At 70.0% G+C, this 14192-nt stretch carries 16 protein-coding genes and 2 pseudogenes; 10 read left to right on the top strand and 8 right to left on the bottom strand.

Going from position 1 to position 14192, the window contains the following annotated elements; all coding sequences use genetic code 11:
* The first annotated feature begins 72 nt into the window (after positions 1-72).
* The gene (locus tag A6A08_RS08840; protein ID WP_073702055.1) at positions 73-933 is read left to right on the top strand and encodes an SDR family oxidoreductase; all 861 of its coding nucleotides are present in this window, start codon (positions 73-75) and stop codon (positions 931-933) included.
* A 16-nt stretch (positions 934-949) separates the two neighbouring features.
* Here the strand turns inward: A6A08_RS08840 and A6A08_RS28690 are convergent, their stop codons facing one another.
* The 3 genes and pseudogenes from A6A08_RS28690 to A6A08_RS08820 form a co-directional block, all read right to left on the bottom strand.
* Positions 950-2110: a BTAD domain-containing putative transcriptional regulator gene (locus tag A6A08_RS28690; protein ID WP_073702054.1), complete on the bottom strand. Its 1161-nt coding sequence runs from the start codon at positions 2108-2110 to the stop codon at positions 950-952.
* Positions 2050-2514, bottom strand: a pseudogene (locus tag A6A08_RS28685) (BTAD domain-containing putative transcriptional regulator); the annotation flags it as partial. The pseudogene A6A08_RS28685 and the gene A6A08_RS28690, both read right to left, overlap by 61 nt.
* Positions 2515-2771: 257 nt before the next feature.
* On the bottom strand, positions 2772-3191 hold the full coding sequence (locus tag A6A08_RS08820; RefSeq protein WP_073702053.1) for a spore-associated protein A: 420 nt from the start codon (positions 3189-3191) through the stop codon (positions 2772-2774).
* Positions 3192-3400: 209 nt separating this feature from the next.
* Here A6A08_RS08820 and A6A08_RS08815 point away from each other — a divergent pair, with 209 nt between their 5' ends.
* Positions 3401-4207 (top strand): hypothetical protein, encoded by an 807-nt coding sequence (locus A6A08_RS08815; protein ID WP_073702052.1) that lies wholly within the window; start codon positions 3401-3403, stop codon positions 4205-4207.
* A gap of 148 nt (positions 4208-4355) precedes the next feature.
* On the opposite strand, the gene A6A08_RS08810 is transcribed toward A6A08_RS08815, so the two are convergent.
* A complete protein-coding gene (locus A6A08_RS08810; RefSeq protein WP_199866884.1) occupies positions 4356-5276 on the bottom strand; it encodes a ketopantoate reductase family protein in 921 nt (306 codons plus the stop codon).
* A gap of 206 nt (positions 5277-5482) precedes the next feature.
* Between A6A08_RS08810 and A6A08_RS08805 the strand changes: the two genes are divergently transcribed.
* From A6A08_RS08805 to A6A08_RS08790, 3 genes are all read left to right on the top strand, one after another.
* Complete coding sequence (locus A6A08_RS08805; protein WP_073702051.1) at positions 5483-7012, top strand: acyl-CoA synthetase; 1530 nt, start codon at positions 5483-5485, stop codon at positions 7010-7012.
* Positions 7013-7711: 699 nt separating this feature from the next.
* Positions 7712-8413: an AAA family ATPase gene (locus A6A08_RS08795; protein ID WP_073702050.1), complete on the top strand. Its 702-nt coding sequence runs from the start codon at positions 7712-7714 to the stop codon at positions 8411-8413.
* Between the two features lie 81 nt (positions 8414-8494).
* Positions 8495-8794, top strand: coding sequence for an IS3 family transposase (locus tag A6A08_RS08790; RefSeq protein ID WP_073702049.1), 300 nt, complete (start codon positions 8495-8497; stop codon positions 8792-8794).
* On the opposite strand, the gene A6A08_RS29335 is transcribed toward A6A08_RS08790, so the two are convergent.
* Complete coding sequence (locus A6A08_RS29335) at positions 8759-9049, bottom strand: DUF5959 family protein (protein ID WP_378699696.1); 291 nt, start codon at positions 9047-9049, stop codon at positions 8759-8761. The genes A6A08_RS08790 and A6A08_RS29335 overlap by 36 nt on opposite strands.
* Before the next feature lie 58 nt (positions 9050-9107).
* Between A6A08_RS29335 and A6A08_RS27510 the strand changes: the two are divergent.
* Positions 9108-9272: pseudogene (locus tag A6A08_RS27510) on the top strand (transposase); the annotation flags it as partial.
* Between the two features lie 168 nt (positions 9273-9440).
* Positions 9441-9794, top strand: a complete 354-nt coding sequence (locus A6A08_RS27505) for a hypothetical protein (protein ID WP_143181720.1) — start codon at positions 9441-9443, stop codon at positions 9792-9794.
* Between the two features lie 292 nt (positions 9795-10086).
* Here A6A08_RS27505 and A6A08_RS08775 read toward each other — a convergent pair whose 3' ends face one another.
* The 3 genes from A6A08_RS08775 to A6A08_RS29330 are packed head-to-tail and all read right to left on the bottom strand — an operon-like array spanning position 10087 to position 11322.
* The gene (locus A6A08_RS08775) at positions 10087-10908 is read right to left on the bottom strand and encodes a PP2C family serine/threonine-protein phosphatase (RefSeq protein ID WP_073702047.1); all 822 of its coding nucleotides are present in this window, start codon (positions 10906-10908) and stop codon (positions 10087-10089) included.
* A 7-nt stretch (positions 10909-10915) separates the two neighbouring features.
* Positions 10916-11140, bottom strand: a complete 225-nt coding sequence (locus tag A6A08_RS28180; protein WP_199866891.1) for a hypothetical protein — start codon at positions 11138-11140, stop codon at positions 10916-10918.
* Complete coding sequence (locus A6A08_RS29330) at positions 11104-11322, bottom strand: methyltransferase domain-containing protein (RefSeq protein ID WP_143181725.1); 219 nt, start codon at positions 11320-11322, stop codon at positions 11104-11106. The genes A6A08_RS28180 and A6A08_RS29330 overlap by 37 nt, the downstream gene beginning before the upstream one ends.
* Before the next feature lie 142 nt (positions 11323-11464).
* On the opposite strand from A6A08_RS29330, the gene A6A08_RS28175 reads away from it, so the two are divergent.
* The 3 genes from A6A08_RS28175 to A6A08_RS08755 all read left to right on the top strand — a co-directional run bounded on the left by A6A08_RS28175 (position 11465) and on the right by A6A08_RS08755 (position 13842).
* Entirely contained in the window at positions 11465-11836 is a 372-nt protein-coding gene (locus A6A08_RS28175; RefSeq protein ID WP_206780071.1) for a hypothetical protein, read from the top strand.
* A gap of 192 nt (positions 11837-12028) precedes the next feature.
* Entirely contained in the window at positions 12029-12676 is a 648-nt protein-coding gene (locus A6A08_RS08760; protein ID WP_073702044.1) for a TetR/AcrR family transcriptional regulator, read from the top strand.
* Positions 12673-13842 (top strand): acyltransferase, encoded by a 1170-nt coding sequence (locus tag A6A08_RS08755; protein WP_073702043.1) that lies wholly within the window; start codon positions 12673-12675, stop codon positions 13840-13842. Before A6A08_RS08760 ends, A6A08_RS08755 begins: the two co-directional genes overlap by 4 nt.
* Positions 13843-14192 lie beyond the last annotated feature (350 nt).

Here is a 14192-nt window from a genome sequence, read left to right as displayed (position 1 = left end):
GGAATGTGCCGGTGAGCAGCATGGTTGGCACCCACGCACGGCCGGAGAAGCCGGCCGGACGAAAGGAGTCCCATGAGCAGCGTCGTCATCACCGGTGCCACCGGCCACCTCGGTCGCCTCGTCGTGGAGGACCTCCTGGCCAAGGGCCACCCCGGCGAGCGGATCACCGCCACCGGGCGCGACACCGGTCGGCTGACCGCTCTCGCGGACCGGGGGGTGCGCACCGCCCGCGCCGACTTCGAGGACCCCGCCTCGCTCAAGGAGGCCTTCGGGGGCGCCGACACCCTCCTGCTGGTCTCCGGCAGCGAGGTCGGCAAGCGGGTGGACCAGCACCGCAACGCGATCGAGGCCGCCAGGGCGGCCGGTGTCGGGCACGTCGTCTACACCAGCGCCCTCAAGGCCACCGACACCACGCTGGTCCTGGCCCCCGAGCACAAGGCCACCGAGGAGGTCCTCACCGCCTCGGGCCTGGCGTACACGGTCCTGCGCAACGGCTGGTACAACGAGAACTTCGCGCAGCAGCTGGACCAGGCCCGCGGGACGGGCGCCTTCGCCGGAAGCGCGGGCGGGGGCCGGGTCGCCAGCGCCTCGCGGCAGGACTTCGCCGAGGCCGCCTCCGCCGTGCTCCGCGCCCCCGAGGCGCACGCCGGCGCCGTTCACGAGCTCTCCGGCGACACCGCGTGGACCCACGCCGAGCTCGCCGCGACCCTGGGGGAGCTGCTCGGGCGCGAGGTCCTCTACCGCGACCTCACCACCGAGGAGCACGTGGCGGCCCTGACCGGTGCAGGTCTGGACGAGGGCACCGCGCGTTTCGTGGCCGCCCTGGACGCCAACATCCGCGACGGCGAGCTGTCCATGACCACCGGCGAGCTCTCCCGTCTGATCGGCCGCCCCACCACCCCGGTCGCCGAGACCCTGCGCGCGCTGGCCTGAGGCCGTATCCGGCCGTTCACCCGGCGGCCGGGTCCGAGGGGACCAGGACCGGTCGCTCGGCCGACGGCCCCGGGACGGTGCCGGGGCCGCTCCGGGACCGGCCGAAGGGGGAGCCGCCGAGGGCGAGGGCGGCCGCGGTCAGCCTCAGCGCCAGCGGCAGCCGCCCGCAGCGGTCGGCGATCCGGGTGACCAGCGCGAGCTCCGAGGCCTGGGGCCGTATCCCCGCGACGGACAGGAACAACTCCACCGAGGACTCCTCCGACAGCACGTCGAGCGGGAGGTGGCGGGCGCCGAACAGGGCGACCAGCCCGGTCAGCGGGCGCCGGCTGGTGACCAGGACCGCGCTGCCCCGGCCCCCGGGCAGCAGCGGAGCGACCTGCTCGAACGAGGCGGCGTCGTCGAACAGGAACAGCAGTCGCTGGTCGGCCGTCACCGACCGGAAGATCTTGGCGAGTTCGCCGGTGTCGGTCGGCAGGCGGTGGGAGGCCGCTCCCAGACCGCGCAGGAGTTGTCGCAGCGCGTCGTCGGGGCGGGTGGCCCCTCCCTCGGCGGCGGACCCGCGCAGGTCGACGTAGAGCTGGCCGTCGTGGAAGTGCTTCCGGGCTCTGCGGCCCCAGTGCAGGGCCAGCGCGGTCTTACCGACACCGGCGACCCCCGTGAGGAGGAACACCGTGGGGGAGCGGTCGGCCTCCAGGTCGGCTCTCAGCGCCCGGTCGAGTGAGGCCAGCTCCGCCGAACGCCCGACGAGACCGCCGACCCCGCAGAGCAGCCCGGCGGGGCGGAGCCGACGGACCTGGCGGACGTCGCGCGGACGGCGTGCGTGCTCGTCGCCTCGACCGGACGTGAGCATGTCCAGGTGGAGCTGCCGGAGCCAGGCGCTGGGGTCGGTGCCCAGCTCGTCGGCGAACCTCTCGCGCAGCGCCGCGTAGACCTCCAGCGCCTCTCCGGTGCGCCCGCAGGCGTGCAGGGCCGACATGAGCAGGCCGGTGAAGCGCTCGTGGGGCGGGTGCTCCGCGCACAGGGCGCGCAGTTCGGGGACGGCGGCGGCTCTCCGTGGCCGCGGTCGATCTCGACGCCGTGCAGCTCCTCCAGGGCGTGCAGGCGCCTCTCCTCCAGCACGGGACGGGCGTGGGCGGCGAGCGCCGGTTCGACTCCGCCGAGCGCCGGGCCCGTCCACAGCGACAGCGCGGTGCGCAGGGCCCCGGCCGCCTCGTCGAGACGGTCGGCGGTGCGCTCGGAGCGCGCGTGTGCCAGGAGGCGCTCGAACACGCAGCTGTCCGTGGCTTCGGCCGCCACGGCCATGCGGTAGCCGCAGCCGCTCCGGATGATCGTGTCCGCGCCCAGGGCCTTGCGGAGCCCGTGCACGTGGCCCTGGAGCTGGGGGCGTGCACTGCGCGGCGGATGTTCGCCCCAGACCAGGTCGATGAGCCGGTCGTCGGGGACGACGATGTCAGGCTGCAGGAGGAGGGCCGCCAGGACGGTACGCCGCTTCGGTCCTCCTGTCTCGACCCGACGTCCCGCGACGTGAACTTCGACAGAACCGAGCAATCTGTACCGAATCCTTGACAGATTGATCTCCATTCCTGAGTCCCCTTACGCACGATGAATATTTCACTGCGCAGCGTCGCGGAGCACATGCCACTTTTTGTGGCATCGTCCAATTATTTTGGGGAGAATGCGGTGCACGTCCGATATATTGCGGAGATGACCTGGGAGTTTGATTTTCGGTCTGTTTGAGGGTTGTTTCCTTGGCGTTCGTAAATCGTGTTGGAGGAGAGGGCGCGCGCAACGGGCGGCCCCGTCCGGAACTTCGCACGGGACCGCCCGACAGGGGCGGGTCAGCCGCAGTTGGTGCCGCGGTCGCCGCCCGGGGAGCCGGTGATGCGCCCCATCCAGTCGACGCACTGGTCGGCCGCGTGCAGGTAGACCGGGCCGGCGTAGGTCGTGTAGTAGCCGCTGTCCATCTTGGCCGCGCTGGCCGGGTCGCTGGTGCGCTTGATGCTGACCACCATCTCGACGGCCGCGCCCGGGTTGGCCCGGACGGTCACCGCGCAGTTGTAGCCGGTGGAGTTGTTGTAGGTCACGAAGACCGTGCCCTTGCTGCCGATGCCGGCGTGGTTGACGACGCCGTAGCCGCTGCCGCAGGCGCCGTTGTAGGGCGCCACGGGAGGCGCGGCCGCCGCCGGCGACGCGAGCGCCAGCGAGCCGGTGGCCAGGGCGGCGGTGAGCAGTGCGGCGTTCCGGAACTTCTTGAACATGGAAAACTTTCCGTTCTGGATTGCGGGCACCCGCTCCTCGCGGACGCCTGAAGGACTGTGGCACGGGCGGCTTCGAGCCGGCTTCGGTTCCACTTCGCTCCGACTTCGCCCGCCGGGCCGGCCGGCCCGGCGGAGCGTCACAGCACGTGTGGAACGAGCCGGCGCGGGCACGGTGGTGCATGCCCGCACCCCGCCCCAGGAGGGACGACATGCCTGACGCCCAGGCCCCGGTGGTCTGCTTCCTCCACGACCTCGGTGACCGGCGCGTGTGGTGGCGCCTCACCGAAGCGCTGCCGTCCTGGGTCCGCGCCCTCGTGGTGCAACAGCCGCCCATCGGCCGGTTCGCCCCCGCCGACCTGACCGAGCACATCGGGGCCGCGGCGCGCACCGTCCTGCCCGACACGGGCGTGGACCTGGCGGTCGCCTCCGGCAGCGCGGCCGACGCGGGCGCCGAACTCGTCGCCGACCACCGCGCCGCACACGTCCTGCTGGTCGACCCCGACCCCCAGGTGCTGGTCGGCCGTCCCGGTTTCCGGGCCCCCGAGCCCACCGCGGAGGTCGCGGACTTCCTGCTGGCCATGGCCCCCTACCAGGAACAGCTGCGCCAGCACGGGACCCTGCCCGAGGAGGGTGTCGCGGCCATGGTGGACCACTCACTGGGCCGTTGCGAGACGCTGGACGAGCAGGACCGCCGCCTGCTCCGCGAGATCGCCACCGAAAGGCTCACCCGGACGATGCCGTGGGACCTGTCGGGGGCCCACGGCGCCGCGCCGCCGAGCGGACACGACTGGTTCACCCGTCTGAGCGCGGCCCCCGAACGGTTCACCGTCTACTCCGGAGAACTCGCCGGCCTGGGTACCTCACTCCGCACGGCGCTGTCCCGCGACGTCCCGGGGGCGTACGTGGTCGGCGGCTCCACCCGCACCGCGTTCCCCTGGCTGGAGGACCCCGGGGCGCTGGCCGCCCTCGTCACCGACCACCTGGACCCGAGGTTCCGGGAGGACCCCCCGGAGTGAGCCGGCCACGCGCCCGCCCGCTCGGGGCCGTCCAAGGCGGAGGTGCGAGGGGCGCGGCGCCGGGCGGGCCCCCGGCGGGAGCCGTCCGCCGGGGGAGCGCCGCGAGGGCGGACCCGGCGGAAACGGTGCGCGGGGCGGTGGCGGGAGCCTACTCCCGGCCGGCCTCGTACACGCTCAGGTGCGTGTACGCCAGCGAGAACAGCGGCGTGGGCACGCCCAGCTCGCGCCCGCGCGTGACCAGGTCGCCGATGATGTGGTCGGCCTCCACCGGGTTGCCGTGGGTCAGGTCCCAGTACATGGAGGTCGTGGTCGTGGCCGTGGTGTTGGCGATGGTGGCGTTGGCCCGGTCGCGGGCCTCCTGCGCGGGCGGGTGGCCCGAGGCGGTGGCCACGGCGATGGCCTCCTCGAACACCCCGGAGGTGAACTCCTGTCCGCCCGGCGCGCTGTTGACGCGGCCGATGGGGGCGCGCATCAGGCAGGTGCACGCGCCCAGGCTCGCCAGGAAGACCCACTTGTGCCACATCTCCTGGCGGATGTCGACGGTGGGCGTGGCGGTGTGGGTCCCGGTGTCCAGCACCGCGTGGACGTCGTCCAGGCCGATGGCGGGCCGCTCGCCCAGCGGCCCGTAGATCAGCTGGCCCATCCTGCCGACCTCGACGATCTCGCCCCGCTCGCCCAGACGGGTCATCACCATGGCGACCCCGCCGTAGACGCGGTCGGCGCCGAAGCGCTCGACCAGGGCGTCGATGTGCCGCATGCCGTTGAGGAGGGGCAGCACCACGGTCCGCGGTCCCACCGCAGGGGCCAGGTCCTTGAGCGCGGCGTCGAACCCGTAGGACTTCACGGCCACGATCACCAGGTCGTAGTCGGCCTCCAGCTGGTCGGCGGTGACGGCACGGACCGGAACGGTCTCCACACCGCCGTCCACGCCGTGGATGCTCAGGCCGTGCTCGCGCAGCAGCTCGGCGCGTGCGGGGCGGACGAGGAAGTCGACGTCCCGGCCCGCCTGCACCAGGTGCGCGCCGAAATAGCCGCCGACCGCTCCGGCTCCCACGACAAGGATCTTCATGGCTCTCCAACCCGGTGGTTCACGAACACCGCAAAACGTATGACCGTGGGATATCTGGTGGCAAGGGGCGGGGCCCCTCCCGAAGCGGCCCGGACGCCGGGGCGCGCGGGAGCCCGCGAGGTGTTGCCAGTGCGGCCCGCCCACAACAGGATGGGTTCGTGCCAGCGGCCCCACGGGAGCCGTACGGACGGACGGGAAGCAGGGCCATGAACAGTTCCACCACATCCAGCACCGTCGGCGACCTCCTCCGGCGCAGTGCGGCGCGCACCCCCGGACGCACCGCCCTGGTCTTCGGCGAGCGCACCTGGACCTACGCCGAGCTGGACGCGGCGGTCACCCGTGCCGCCGCACGGCTGCTCGGCCTCGGCGCCGCCCGGGGCGACCGGGTGGCGGCCTACGGGAAGAACTCCGACGCCTACCTCATCGGGTTCCTGGCCTGTGCCCGCGCGGGCCTGGTCCACGTGCCCGTCAACTTCGCCCTCCAGGGAGAGGAGCTCGCCTACCTGCTGGAGCAGTCCGGAAGCGCCATCGTCCTGGCCGACCCGGCCCTGCGCTCGGCCGTGGACGCCCTGCGAGCCGACACGGGGGTGGAACAGGTCCTGGAGCTGCGGGAGGGCCCCGGCTCGCTCCTCGCCGACAGCCTCCACGGACCGGTGCCCGAACTGGACGTGGAGGTCCTTGACACCGACCTGGTGCAGCTGCTGTACACCTCCGGGACCACCTCCCGCCCCAAGGGCGCGATGATGACCCACCGCGCGCTCGTGCACGAGTACCTGTCCTGCGTGGTGGGTCTGGACCTGTCCGCCGACGACGAGCCGCTGCACGCCATGCCGCTGTACCACAGCGCGCAGATGCACGTCTTCCTCATGCCGTGGCTGGCGGTCGGGGCCCGCAACACCCTGGTGGAGGCGCCCGACCCCGCCGACCTGCTGGCCCGGATCGAGAGCGGCCGGCACGGGGCGTTCTTCGCCGCTCCCACCCTGTGGGTGGCGATGGCGGGCCACGCCGACTTCGCCCGCCGTGACCTGTCGAGCCTGCGCAAGGCCTACTACGGCGCCTCGGTCATGCCCGGGCCCGTTCTGGACAAGCTGCGCTCCGCCCTGCCCGGACTGGGCTTTTACAACTGTTTCGGACAGAGCGAGATCGGTCCGCTGGCCACCGTCCTGCGACCGGAGGAGCATGAGGCCCGCCCCGCCTCCGCGGGACGGGCCGCCCTGTTCGTGGAACTGCGGGTGGTGGACGACAAGGGCCGGGACGCCGAACCAGGCGAGCTGGGAGAGGTGGTCTACCGGTCGCCGCAGCTGTGCCAGGGCTACTGGGACAAGCCGCAGGAGACCGAGGAGGCCTTCCGGGACGGCTGGTTCCACTCCGGCGACCTGGTGCGGATCGACACCGAGGGCTACATCGAGGTGGTCGACCGGATCAAGGACGTCATCAACACCGGCGGCGTCCTGGTGGCCTCCCGCGAGGTGGAGGACGCCCTGTACACCCACGCCGGGGTGGCCGAGGCCGCGGTGGTCGGCGCTCCCGACGACAAGTGGATCGAGGCGGTGACCGCGTTCGTGGTGCCCACCGACGAGGCCGACCCCGAGACCCTGCCCGACGACCTGGTGAAGCACGTACGCGCCCGCCTCGCGCCGTTCAAGGCGCCCAAGGAGGTGCGGGTGGTGGCCGAGCTGCCGCGCAACGCCTCTGGCAAGATCCTCAAGCGCGAGCTGCGCGACCGCACCTCCTGATCGGCTCCTCTGCCGGCCGGCTGGCCGGATCGCGGTGGCGCGGTTCGGTCGGTCCCCTGGCCGGCGGGGGAGGGGCGGCACGGGCGGTGCACACGGTGCTGGGGGAGGCGGATCCCGGAAACCGCGGGTGAGTCCCGCGGTTCTTCGTGTGGAGACCGTGGCGAAGGGCGGGCCCTGGGGCGACGGGTTCTCCGAAGCGGCATGGAGAGACGGGTTCCGGGTCTCCGGCCGGGGGAGTTGCTTCTAATCCGATGGCCGCAGGTTCGAATCCTGCCGGGTGCGCCACAAAACCCTAGGTCATAGCCTTGTCTGGCTAGAACCTGAGGGGGTCGTCCTGCCGGTGGGTCCAGGGTGGGACCCAGGTGGGGCCAACACCAGGCCCCGTCGACCCCGCCTCTTCGTATGCCGACCGGTCTGGCGTCCCGGAACATCAGCCACGCGGTCCGCTCCGCTGCTTCCCGCGCCACCTCCGGCAGCACGCTGGCATAGGTGTCCATGGTCAGCACGATGCTCGCGTGTCCCAGCACCGCCTGGACGACTTTCAGCTCCACTTGTTTCGTGCCGGGTGTGATGGAGGCTCTGGTATGCCCTGCGTTTTTCGGACTCGTCGATACCCGGTAGCGTCATGACATTGGTGACGCGTCCACTGTAGAGCCGCGCCCCACCGGCGCGAAGGTCGGCTTTGAGGAGCTACCGAAGATGTTCCAAGGGCCGGCGCGGTATGTGCCCACGGTGAATGACGCGACAGTGCGCGGCATGATCTACCCCCGGCGGTCCCTGGTCCTGGTCGCCGGGGTACCCGGGGCCGGGAAGAGCACCCTGCTGCGGCGGCTGTTCGGTCTCCACGGAAACGAGGAGCGGACCGTGCTCACCGCGGAGGGTGTGCGGGTGATCGACTCGCTACAGTCGCGGTACCAGCTGGGACCATTGCTCGGTCGGGTCCCCTACCCACTGTGGCGCTGGGTGGTGCACGTACTGCACCTGGCCCGGATGGCCGCGGCGCTGCGCGGCGGCCCGGTGGTGGTGCACGAGTGCGGGACTCGGAGCCCGGTCCGCGTGCTGCTCGCCCTGCTGTGCCGACTCCGCCGGTACGAGGTGCACGTGTTGATGATCGACGCCACTCCGCAGGAGGCCCGGCACGGGCAGAACGCCCGGGGGCGGCGGGTGACCGAGCGCAGCCACCGGGCGCATTCGCGGCGCTGGCGACGGCTGCGCGCGGCCACCCGGCACGGGCCGGCGGCATTCGCGCCGGGCGTGCGCAGTCTGCTCACACTCGACCGGCGCCGGGCGCGGGAGCTGGCCTGGATCCGATTCGGCCCCTGCGCGAATACCCGTAGTCCCCTGCACGCCGCGATGGAGTCGCCCCCTACCCAGCTTGGACTCGTGATGTCCGATACCTAGTGGCACCGGCTGGTTGAACTCACGCAGTTCGGGTCGTGGGCCTTCACCCGGCGGGCCAAGGAGTCGGGGTTGGTGCCTTCGATGGGATCGATCGGGGACTGTGACGACTGTCAGTCTTTTTGCACCGGTTCCCGCAAGGATCGGGTAGTCCCGGCCGCGGCGTTTCACTCTTTGTTCAAGGCCGAGCTGGTCCGCAACCGCGGCCCGTGGAAAGTCCTGGAAGAGGTGGAGATCGCGGTGGCCGAGTACGTGGACTGGTTCAACCACCGCCGCCTGCACGGCGAGATCGGCCTGGTCCCGCCGGCAGAGTTCGAGGACGGCTTCTACCGGCAGCAGGCTGGTTCATCAGAGGGCGAAGCGTTGGTTCCGAGCCTCCAATAAACAGTGAGGATGGAGGGGAACCGCTCGGTGGGAGTCTGACTTCCCAATAAACTGACGCGCCTGACGGACCTGCTCCAGCCGCAACCGGTTCTCCTCCAGCCACGCATCCGTGACATCGATCGGCATGCGCACCGTGGTCTGCGTCGACGGTGTGTCGTGCACGGTCACCTCCACCGGGTCCTTGGGCACCACCACCCACCCGGTCCGGTCGCCCGAGGGCCACTCGACCCGCTCCTCCGCATGGAGCGCGTCCAGACAGCGCTCCCAGTCATCCAGGTCCTAGGATGACAGCAGCAACCCGAGCCGACCGTTGACGAAGCAGCGGTTGGCTCGGCACCGGTGGCAGGTCGAACGCACTATGGTCTGGCTGCCCGGATGCCGCCGTCCGCGCCGCCGCTGCGAGCGCAAGGCCGACCACTTCCTGGCCTTCGCCGGCATCGCCTACACGCTGATCTGTTACCGCAGACTCACCAAATGAGACGATCTCTAATACGGAAAGGCCGGCGTGCCTCGCCCCTGGAAGCGCCCCATCATTCCCATGAGTCCGCTCGGTGAGCTCAACCGCGCGCTGCATAAATTGCACCACCGAGCCGGTTGGCCCTCCTCCCGCCAGATCCGGCAGGCCTTGGACGACAAGGGGGTGCCCATGTCCCACACCAAGATCCACGACACCCTCACCAAACCGGATCTGCCCGCCAAGGGTGCCGTCGAGATGATCACCGAAGTCCTGGCCGAAAAGATCCACGGCGCCGACGCCAACGCCGAGATCGACCGACTTCTGGGCCTGTGGAATGCCGCCACCCCCGCCAGCCAGCCCTCTCCCTTCGTGACCCCTGAGAGCCCCACAACCAAGACACCTACTTCGCCGGAACCCTGTTGGTCGGAAAGCGGGTCGACGCCGAGCAGATGTGGCGCGAGAAGGCTGAAAGCGGTGACCCCGAAGCCATGCACAATCTCGGCGTCCTTCTGGCGCGGCAGAGCGAGGCCAAAGAGGCCTTGACCTGGTACCGGAGCGCGGCTCACGTTGGCCTCCCTGAGGCCATGTACTTCCTCGGCTCCCTGCTCGAAGATTGGGGAGAAGGTCACGTATTGGATGCAGCGTGCCGCCCACGCCGGCCAGATCGACGCCATGATCCGCCTCGGTGTAAAGCTGGAAAACCTGAATGAGTACGAGGAGGCCCTGGTCTGGTGGCGGCGTGCCCCTGCGTCCGCCCGTCAAGGGCGGACACGGCCCCACACGGCCACGTCCACTCCCAACGCCCCTCACCCCGCCCCAGGGCCGTCTGGGCGCGTCAACCGCCCACAAGTCCATTCACGGGGATCAGTAACGCGGTGACGTTGTCATGGCCACCAGCATCGAGTGCATGGCCGACCAAGTTCCGCGCATCAGCCAAAAGAGCGCCATCGAACCCCGAATCCGACTTATGGGGTGGGGTGACGGAGCGCAACTCCTCGGCCAAAGGCAGATATCGCCACAGCCCATCCGTGCACAGCAGCAGGCGCCCCGGACCCGGCGGCCGATAGCTCCGGTCCCGCCAAACCGGCTCCTCTGCGTCCGCGCCCAACCAGGCGACGAGCGCATCATGCTCGCCCGTGTCGTCTTCGGTCAGTACGAACCCCAACCCCTCATCCGGCAACCAGTAGGCGCGACTGTCACCGACCCAGGAAACCCACATGCCTCCCTCGCCAACGACGCCCGCGACGTACGTACAGGCAGGTGCCATATCCGCCGACGCCGCCAAGGCGGTAACCGCATGTCCCGCCCGCACGACGGCATCCTCCAAGGCCGCCTCGGGAACGGCTCCCTCCTGAAGCCGTTTCACCACGGTGCTCGCACTGACCGCCGCCGCGACCTGAGCAGCACGATCCGACCGGGGCGACATCGAGACACCGTCGCAGACGACCCCGACCGTCCACTCACCTTTGACCACCAGGCTCATGGCGTCGGCATTCACACCACGGCGCAGCCCACGGTCGCTGACACCCGCCGCACCACCGTCGACCGTGGCCTCCACATGGGAGCGAAACGACGGCTGAGCCGCTCCACAATCCCAACAGCAACCATCCGGGGCGACCGTCCCACGGCAACGAACACAACCCTCGTTCTCGTTCATACGTGCTTCACCCTGCCAGAAACGCCACGAAGCTGACCGAGCGCCACAAGTCCAGGTATTGCGCAAGATCCTGCCAGCTGGAGTTCCGTCCCTTGAGGTGAATCGCCTCGTCGAACCCGTCGCAGTTACGGAAACGGTCAGCGGAAGTCTCCACGAACCCGCCCCGTCCCGCGGAAGCCCGTTCGATATCCGGACCTATGCGCTTGAGTCCGTCCTCGATGCGTACGAACACCGGGTGACTTCGATCAGTCGAGTGACCCCGAGAGCGACGAACCAGCCACCCGGGCGCAGAATACGGTGGAACTCCTTCAGCCCAGCGTCGAAGTCGACCCAGTGGAATGACGATGCCATGGTGACGATGTCACAACTGTGACTGGGAAGTCCGGTGTCCTCTCCCGGCACGAACCCGTCCATCTGCCACTGGCGCACTCGATCGGCCGTTCACACCAGCGGCTTCTTTCGTGAGTACGAGAGCAGGCGGACGTGAGAGGTGATGTTCACCGACACCGGTAGGTTCGGATGGCGCACCGCCTCGGACAGAGCACTGCGGAGTGTGGTGCGAATACGGTGCTCGGCGGACAACGGGATCGCCCGCGAGGCCTCCGCCGACCCCGGCCCCGGAAGCGCCTTCGAGTCGGCGATCCGCGCCGTGCTGGACCCGCACCTGGAGGCCGGCGGGCTCCAAGCCGCCCTGCTCGCCGCTGAGAACTCCGGCCCGGAGGTCGCTGTTCTCAAAACCTCGGCGGTCCTCGAAGGCTTCCGCGGTGTGCTCGCACGCGCCCAGCGGGTGGACGCCGTCCACCCCGATCTGACGACGCCCAGGTCGAGCGACTCGTCTGCGGCGTCGAACACGCCATCCGTCTCGGCGATCCGGAGGACCGGACCATCTTCGTCGACACCCTCGATCGCCAGCCTGCGAGCGAGGTGACGAAAGGCCGACAACCAGGCGGGACCGAAGCCCTCTTCTGGGACCGCCGGAGCCCAGCACCGCTGCACCCCCGACCGCGACCGGTCCGCCGACCCACCAGACCACGATCGCACGCGGCATAACTCCTTCCCCGTGCGAAACTCCCGCACCGTTCGCACCATGCCGTCCGGTCGCTTGTGCTAGTTTCCGTCCATGCAATCGAAAAACAGGCCGGTCGGTCAGAAACGAGCGTCCTTCATCGAGGAGGCTCGCCGCACACAGATCATCGAGAGCGCCATCGAGACCTTCTCGGAGCTGGGATACGCCAACACCTCGCTGGCACGCGTCGCCGAGCGTGCCGGCATCAGCAAGAGCGTGATCTCGTACCACTTCGCCGGCAAGACCGAGCTGATGGAGCAGATCGTCGAGCAGGTCTACCTCGACATCGCTCAGTTCGTCCTGCCACGGACCGAGAAGGAGACCACGGCGACCGGCGCGCTGCGAGCGAACATCCTCTCGGTCGCCGAGTACATGCGGGACCACCGCGCCCAACTGCTCGCTCTCGGGGAGATCTTCAACAACCTCCGCACCCCCGAGGGCGAGCGGCGCTACGGCGTCGCCTTCAGCGAACAGGTCTACGAAGGGCGGGAGGCGATATTCCGCCGCGGCCAGCAGACCGGCGAGTTCCGCGAGTTCGACCCCCGCGTCATGAGCGTCACCGTGCAGTCCGCGATCGACGGCATGTTCGGCTACTGGGTGACCTACCCGGAGCACGACCTGGAAGCGCACGCCGACGAACTGGCCGACCTGTTCGAGCACGCCACCCGTACCGAACGCCCTGATGAGAAGGCGGACCGATGACCCAGCCCACCGACCGGCCGACCGCGTCGCCCACCACCCGTCCGCGGCTCCTCTACGTCGACAACCTGCGTACCGCCCTGACAGTGCTCGTGGTGCTCCACCACGCCGCCATCACCTACAGCAGCATCCCGCGCTGGTACTACGTGGAGACGGGGACCGACCCTTCTGGAGTGCTCCTGGACGTCCTGCTCTTACTCAACCAGACGTTCTTCATGGGCGCCTTCTTCCTCATCTCGGGGCTCTTCGTTCCCGGCTCCCATGACCGCAAGGGAACCAGGCGCTTCCTCGGGGAACGGCTACTGCGCCTGGGAGTCCCGCTGTTGGTCTGGCTGCTGCTGCTCCGCCCCCTGGTGACCGTTGGCGCCTACACCGCGGCGAGGGACGTCGCCGCCCAGCAGGGGGCAGAGCTGCCTTACTGGCAGTACTACCTGCACTCGTTCACCCCGGGGCCGATGTGGTTCGTCGAAGTACTGCTCGTGTTCAGCGCGCTCTACGTTCTCTGGCGACACCTGGCCGGCAAGGAGCGGCGCGTGTCCGGGGCGGCCCCGGTCACGGGCCGGGCGCCCGGCGCCGTCGCGATCGTCGGGTTCACCATCGGGCTGGCCCTCGTCACCTATCTGTGGCGCATCGTGATACCGATGGGCGTCCCTCTTCCGGTTCTGGGCCTGCCCACGCCCGCCTACCTGCCGCAGTACGCGGCGCTGTTCGCCGTCGGGCTGACCGCGGCCCGGCGCGGCTGGTTGGAGGGCCTCTCCAGGCCGACCGGCCGGATCGGGTTCGCCGCCGCGGCCGTCGCCGCGGTCGGGATCATCCTCCTCGCCATCGGCTCCTCCGGGGGAACGGCGTTCCTGGGCCACGGCACCTGGCAGTCCCTGGTGATGGCGGCCTTCGATTCGACGCTCGCCGTCGGCATCATCCTGGGTCTGCTGGTGCTGTTTCGGGAGCGCCTCGGTCACCAGGGACGCCGCCGCCGGTTCCTGTCGACGCACGCCTACACCGTCTACCTGGTCCATCCGGTCGTGCTGGTCGCGCTGGGCCACGCGCTCAGCGGCGTGCAGGCCCCCGCCGTGGCGAAGTTCGCACTCCTGGCCGTCCTCGCGGTACCGCTCTGCTGGGCGATGGCGTTCGCGGTGCGCGCCCTTCCGGGCGCCCGGAAGGTGCTCTAGCCGCCAATGGGGCCAGACCGATGTCGGCGAACAACAGGGCTTCCCTGCAGCGGAGCGGCACCACTTCCTCGCTCAGATGAGGCAGCAGGTCCGCTGTCACCTATGGCTCGGCCAGCCCCGACTCACCGTCAGGAACCGATGTGCGTCCAGCTCCGGGCACCTGCTTCGACCAGTAGCCCCGCACGAGTGACGGGAGGCGCTCCCGGCACACACCAGCGCTTTCATCGCTCCCGGAACGGAACAGAGTGGTAGTGGGGCGCGGGTTTGGCGGTGCCGATCCATTCGGCGTTCTCACGCATTCCGGACTGCTGAAAAACACGTTTGCGGAAGACTCCCACAGTTGTGCCCCT

The sequence above is a fragment of the Nocardiopsis sp. TSRI0078 genome (assembly GCF_001905145.1).
Lineage (GTDB): Bacteria > Actinomycetota > Actinomycetes > Streptosporangiales > Streptosporangiaceae > Nocardiopsis.
Note: the sequence above shows the minus strand (reverse complement) of the source record. Positions and strands in the feature narration are given on the sequence as shown.

What these genes read in the sequence shown, in the direction of transcription:
- A6A08_RS08790 (WP_073702049.1), top strand. Translation starts at nt 8,495, where the DNA reads ATGGGATCGATCGGGGACTGTGACGACTGTCAGTCTTTTTGCACCGGT.
- A6A08_RS08775 (WP_073702047.1), bottom strand. Translation starts at nt 10,908, where the DNA reads ATGAACGAGAACGAGGGTTGTGTTCGTTGCCGTGGGACGGTCGCCCCG.
- A6A08_RS08760 (WP_073702044.1), top strand. Translation starts at nt 12,029, where the DNA reads ATGCAATCGAAAAACAGGCCGGTCGGTCAGAAACGAGCGTCCTTCATC.
- A6A08_RS27505 (WP_143181720.1), top strand. Translation starts at nt 9,441, where the DNA reads ATGTCCCACACCAAGATCCACGACACCCTCACCAAACCGGATCTGCCC.
- A6A08_RS29330 (WP_143181725.1), bottom strand. Translation starts at nt 11,322, where the DNA reads ATGGACGGGTTCGTGCCGGGAGAGGACACCGGACTTCCCAGTCACAGT.
- A6A08_RS08805 (WP_073702051.1), top strand. Translation starts at nt 5,483, where the DNA reads ATGAACAGTTCCACCACATCCAGCACCGTCGGCGACCTCCTCCGGCGC.
- A6A08_RS08815 (WP_073702052.1), top strand. Translation starts at nt 3,401, where the DNA reads ATGCCTGACGCCCAGGCCCCGGTGGTCTGCTTCCTCCACGACCTCGGT.
- A6A08_RS08795 (WP_073702050.1), top strand. Translation starts at nt 7,712, where the DNA reads ATGTTCCAAGGGCCGGCGCGGTATGTGCCCACGGTGAATGACGCGACA.
- A6A08_RS08810 (WP_199866884.1), bottom strand. Translation starts at nt 5,276, where the DNA reads ATGAAGATCCTTGTCGTGGGAGCCGGAGCGGTCGGCGGCTATTTCGGC.
- A6A08_RS08755 (WP_073702043.1), top strand. Translation starts at nt 12,673, where the DNA reads ATGACCCAGCCCACCGACCGGCCGACCGCGTCGCCCACCACCCGTCCG.
- A6A08_RS08840 (WP_073702055.1), top strand. Translation starts at nt 73, where the DNA reads ATGAGCAGCGTCGTCATCACCGGTGCCACCGGCCACCTCGGTCGCCTC.
- A6A08_RS08820 (WP_073702053.1), bottom strand. Translation starts at nt 3,191, where the DNA reads ATGTTCAAGAAGTTCCGGAACGCCGCACTGCTCACCGCCGCCCTGGCC.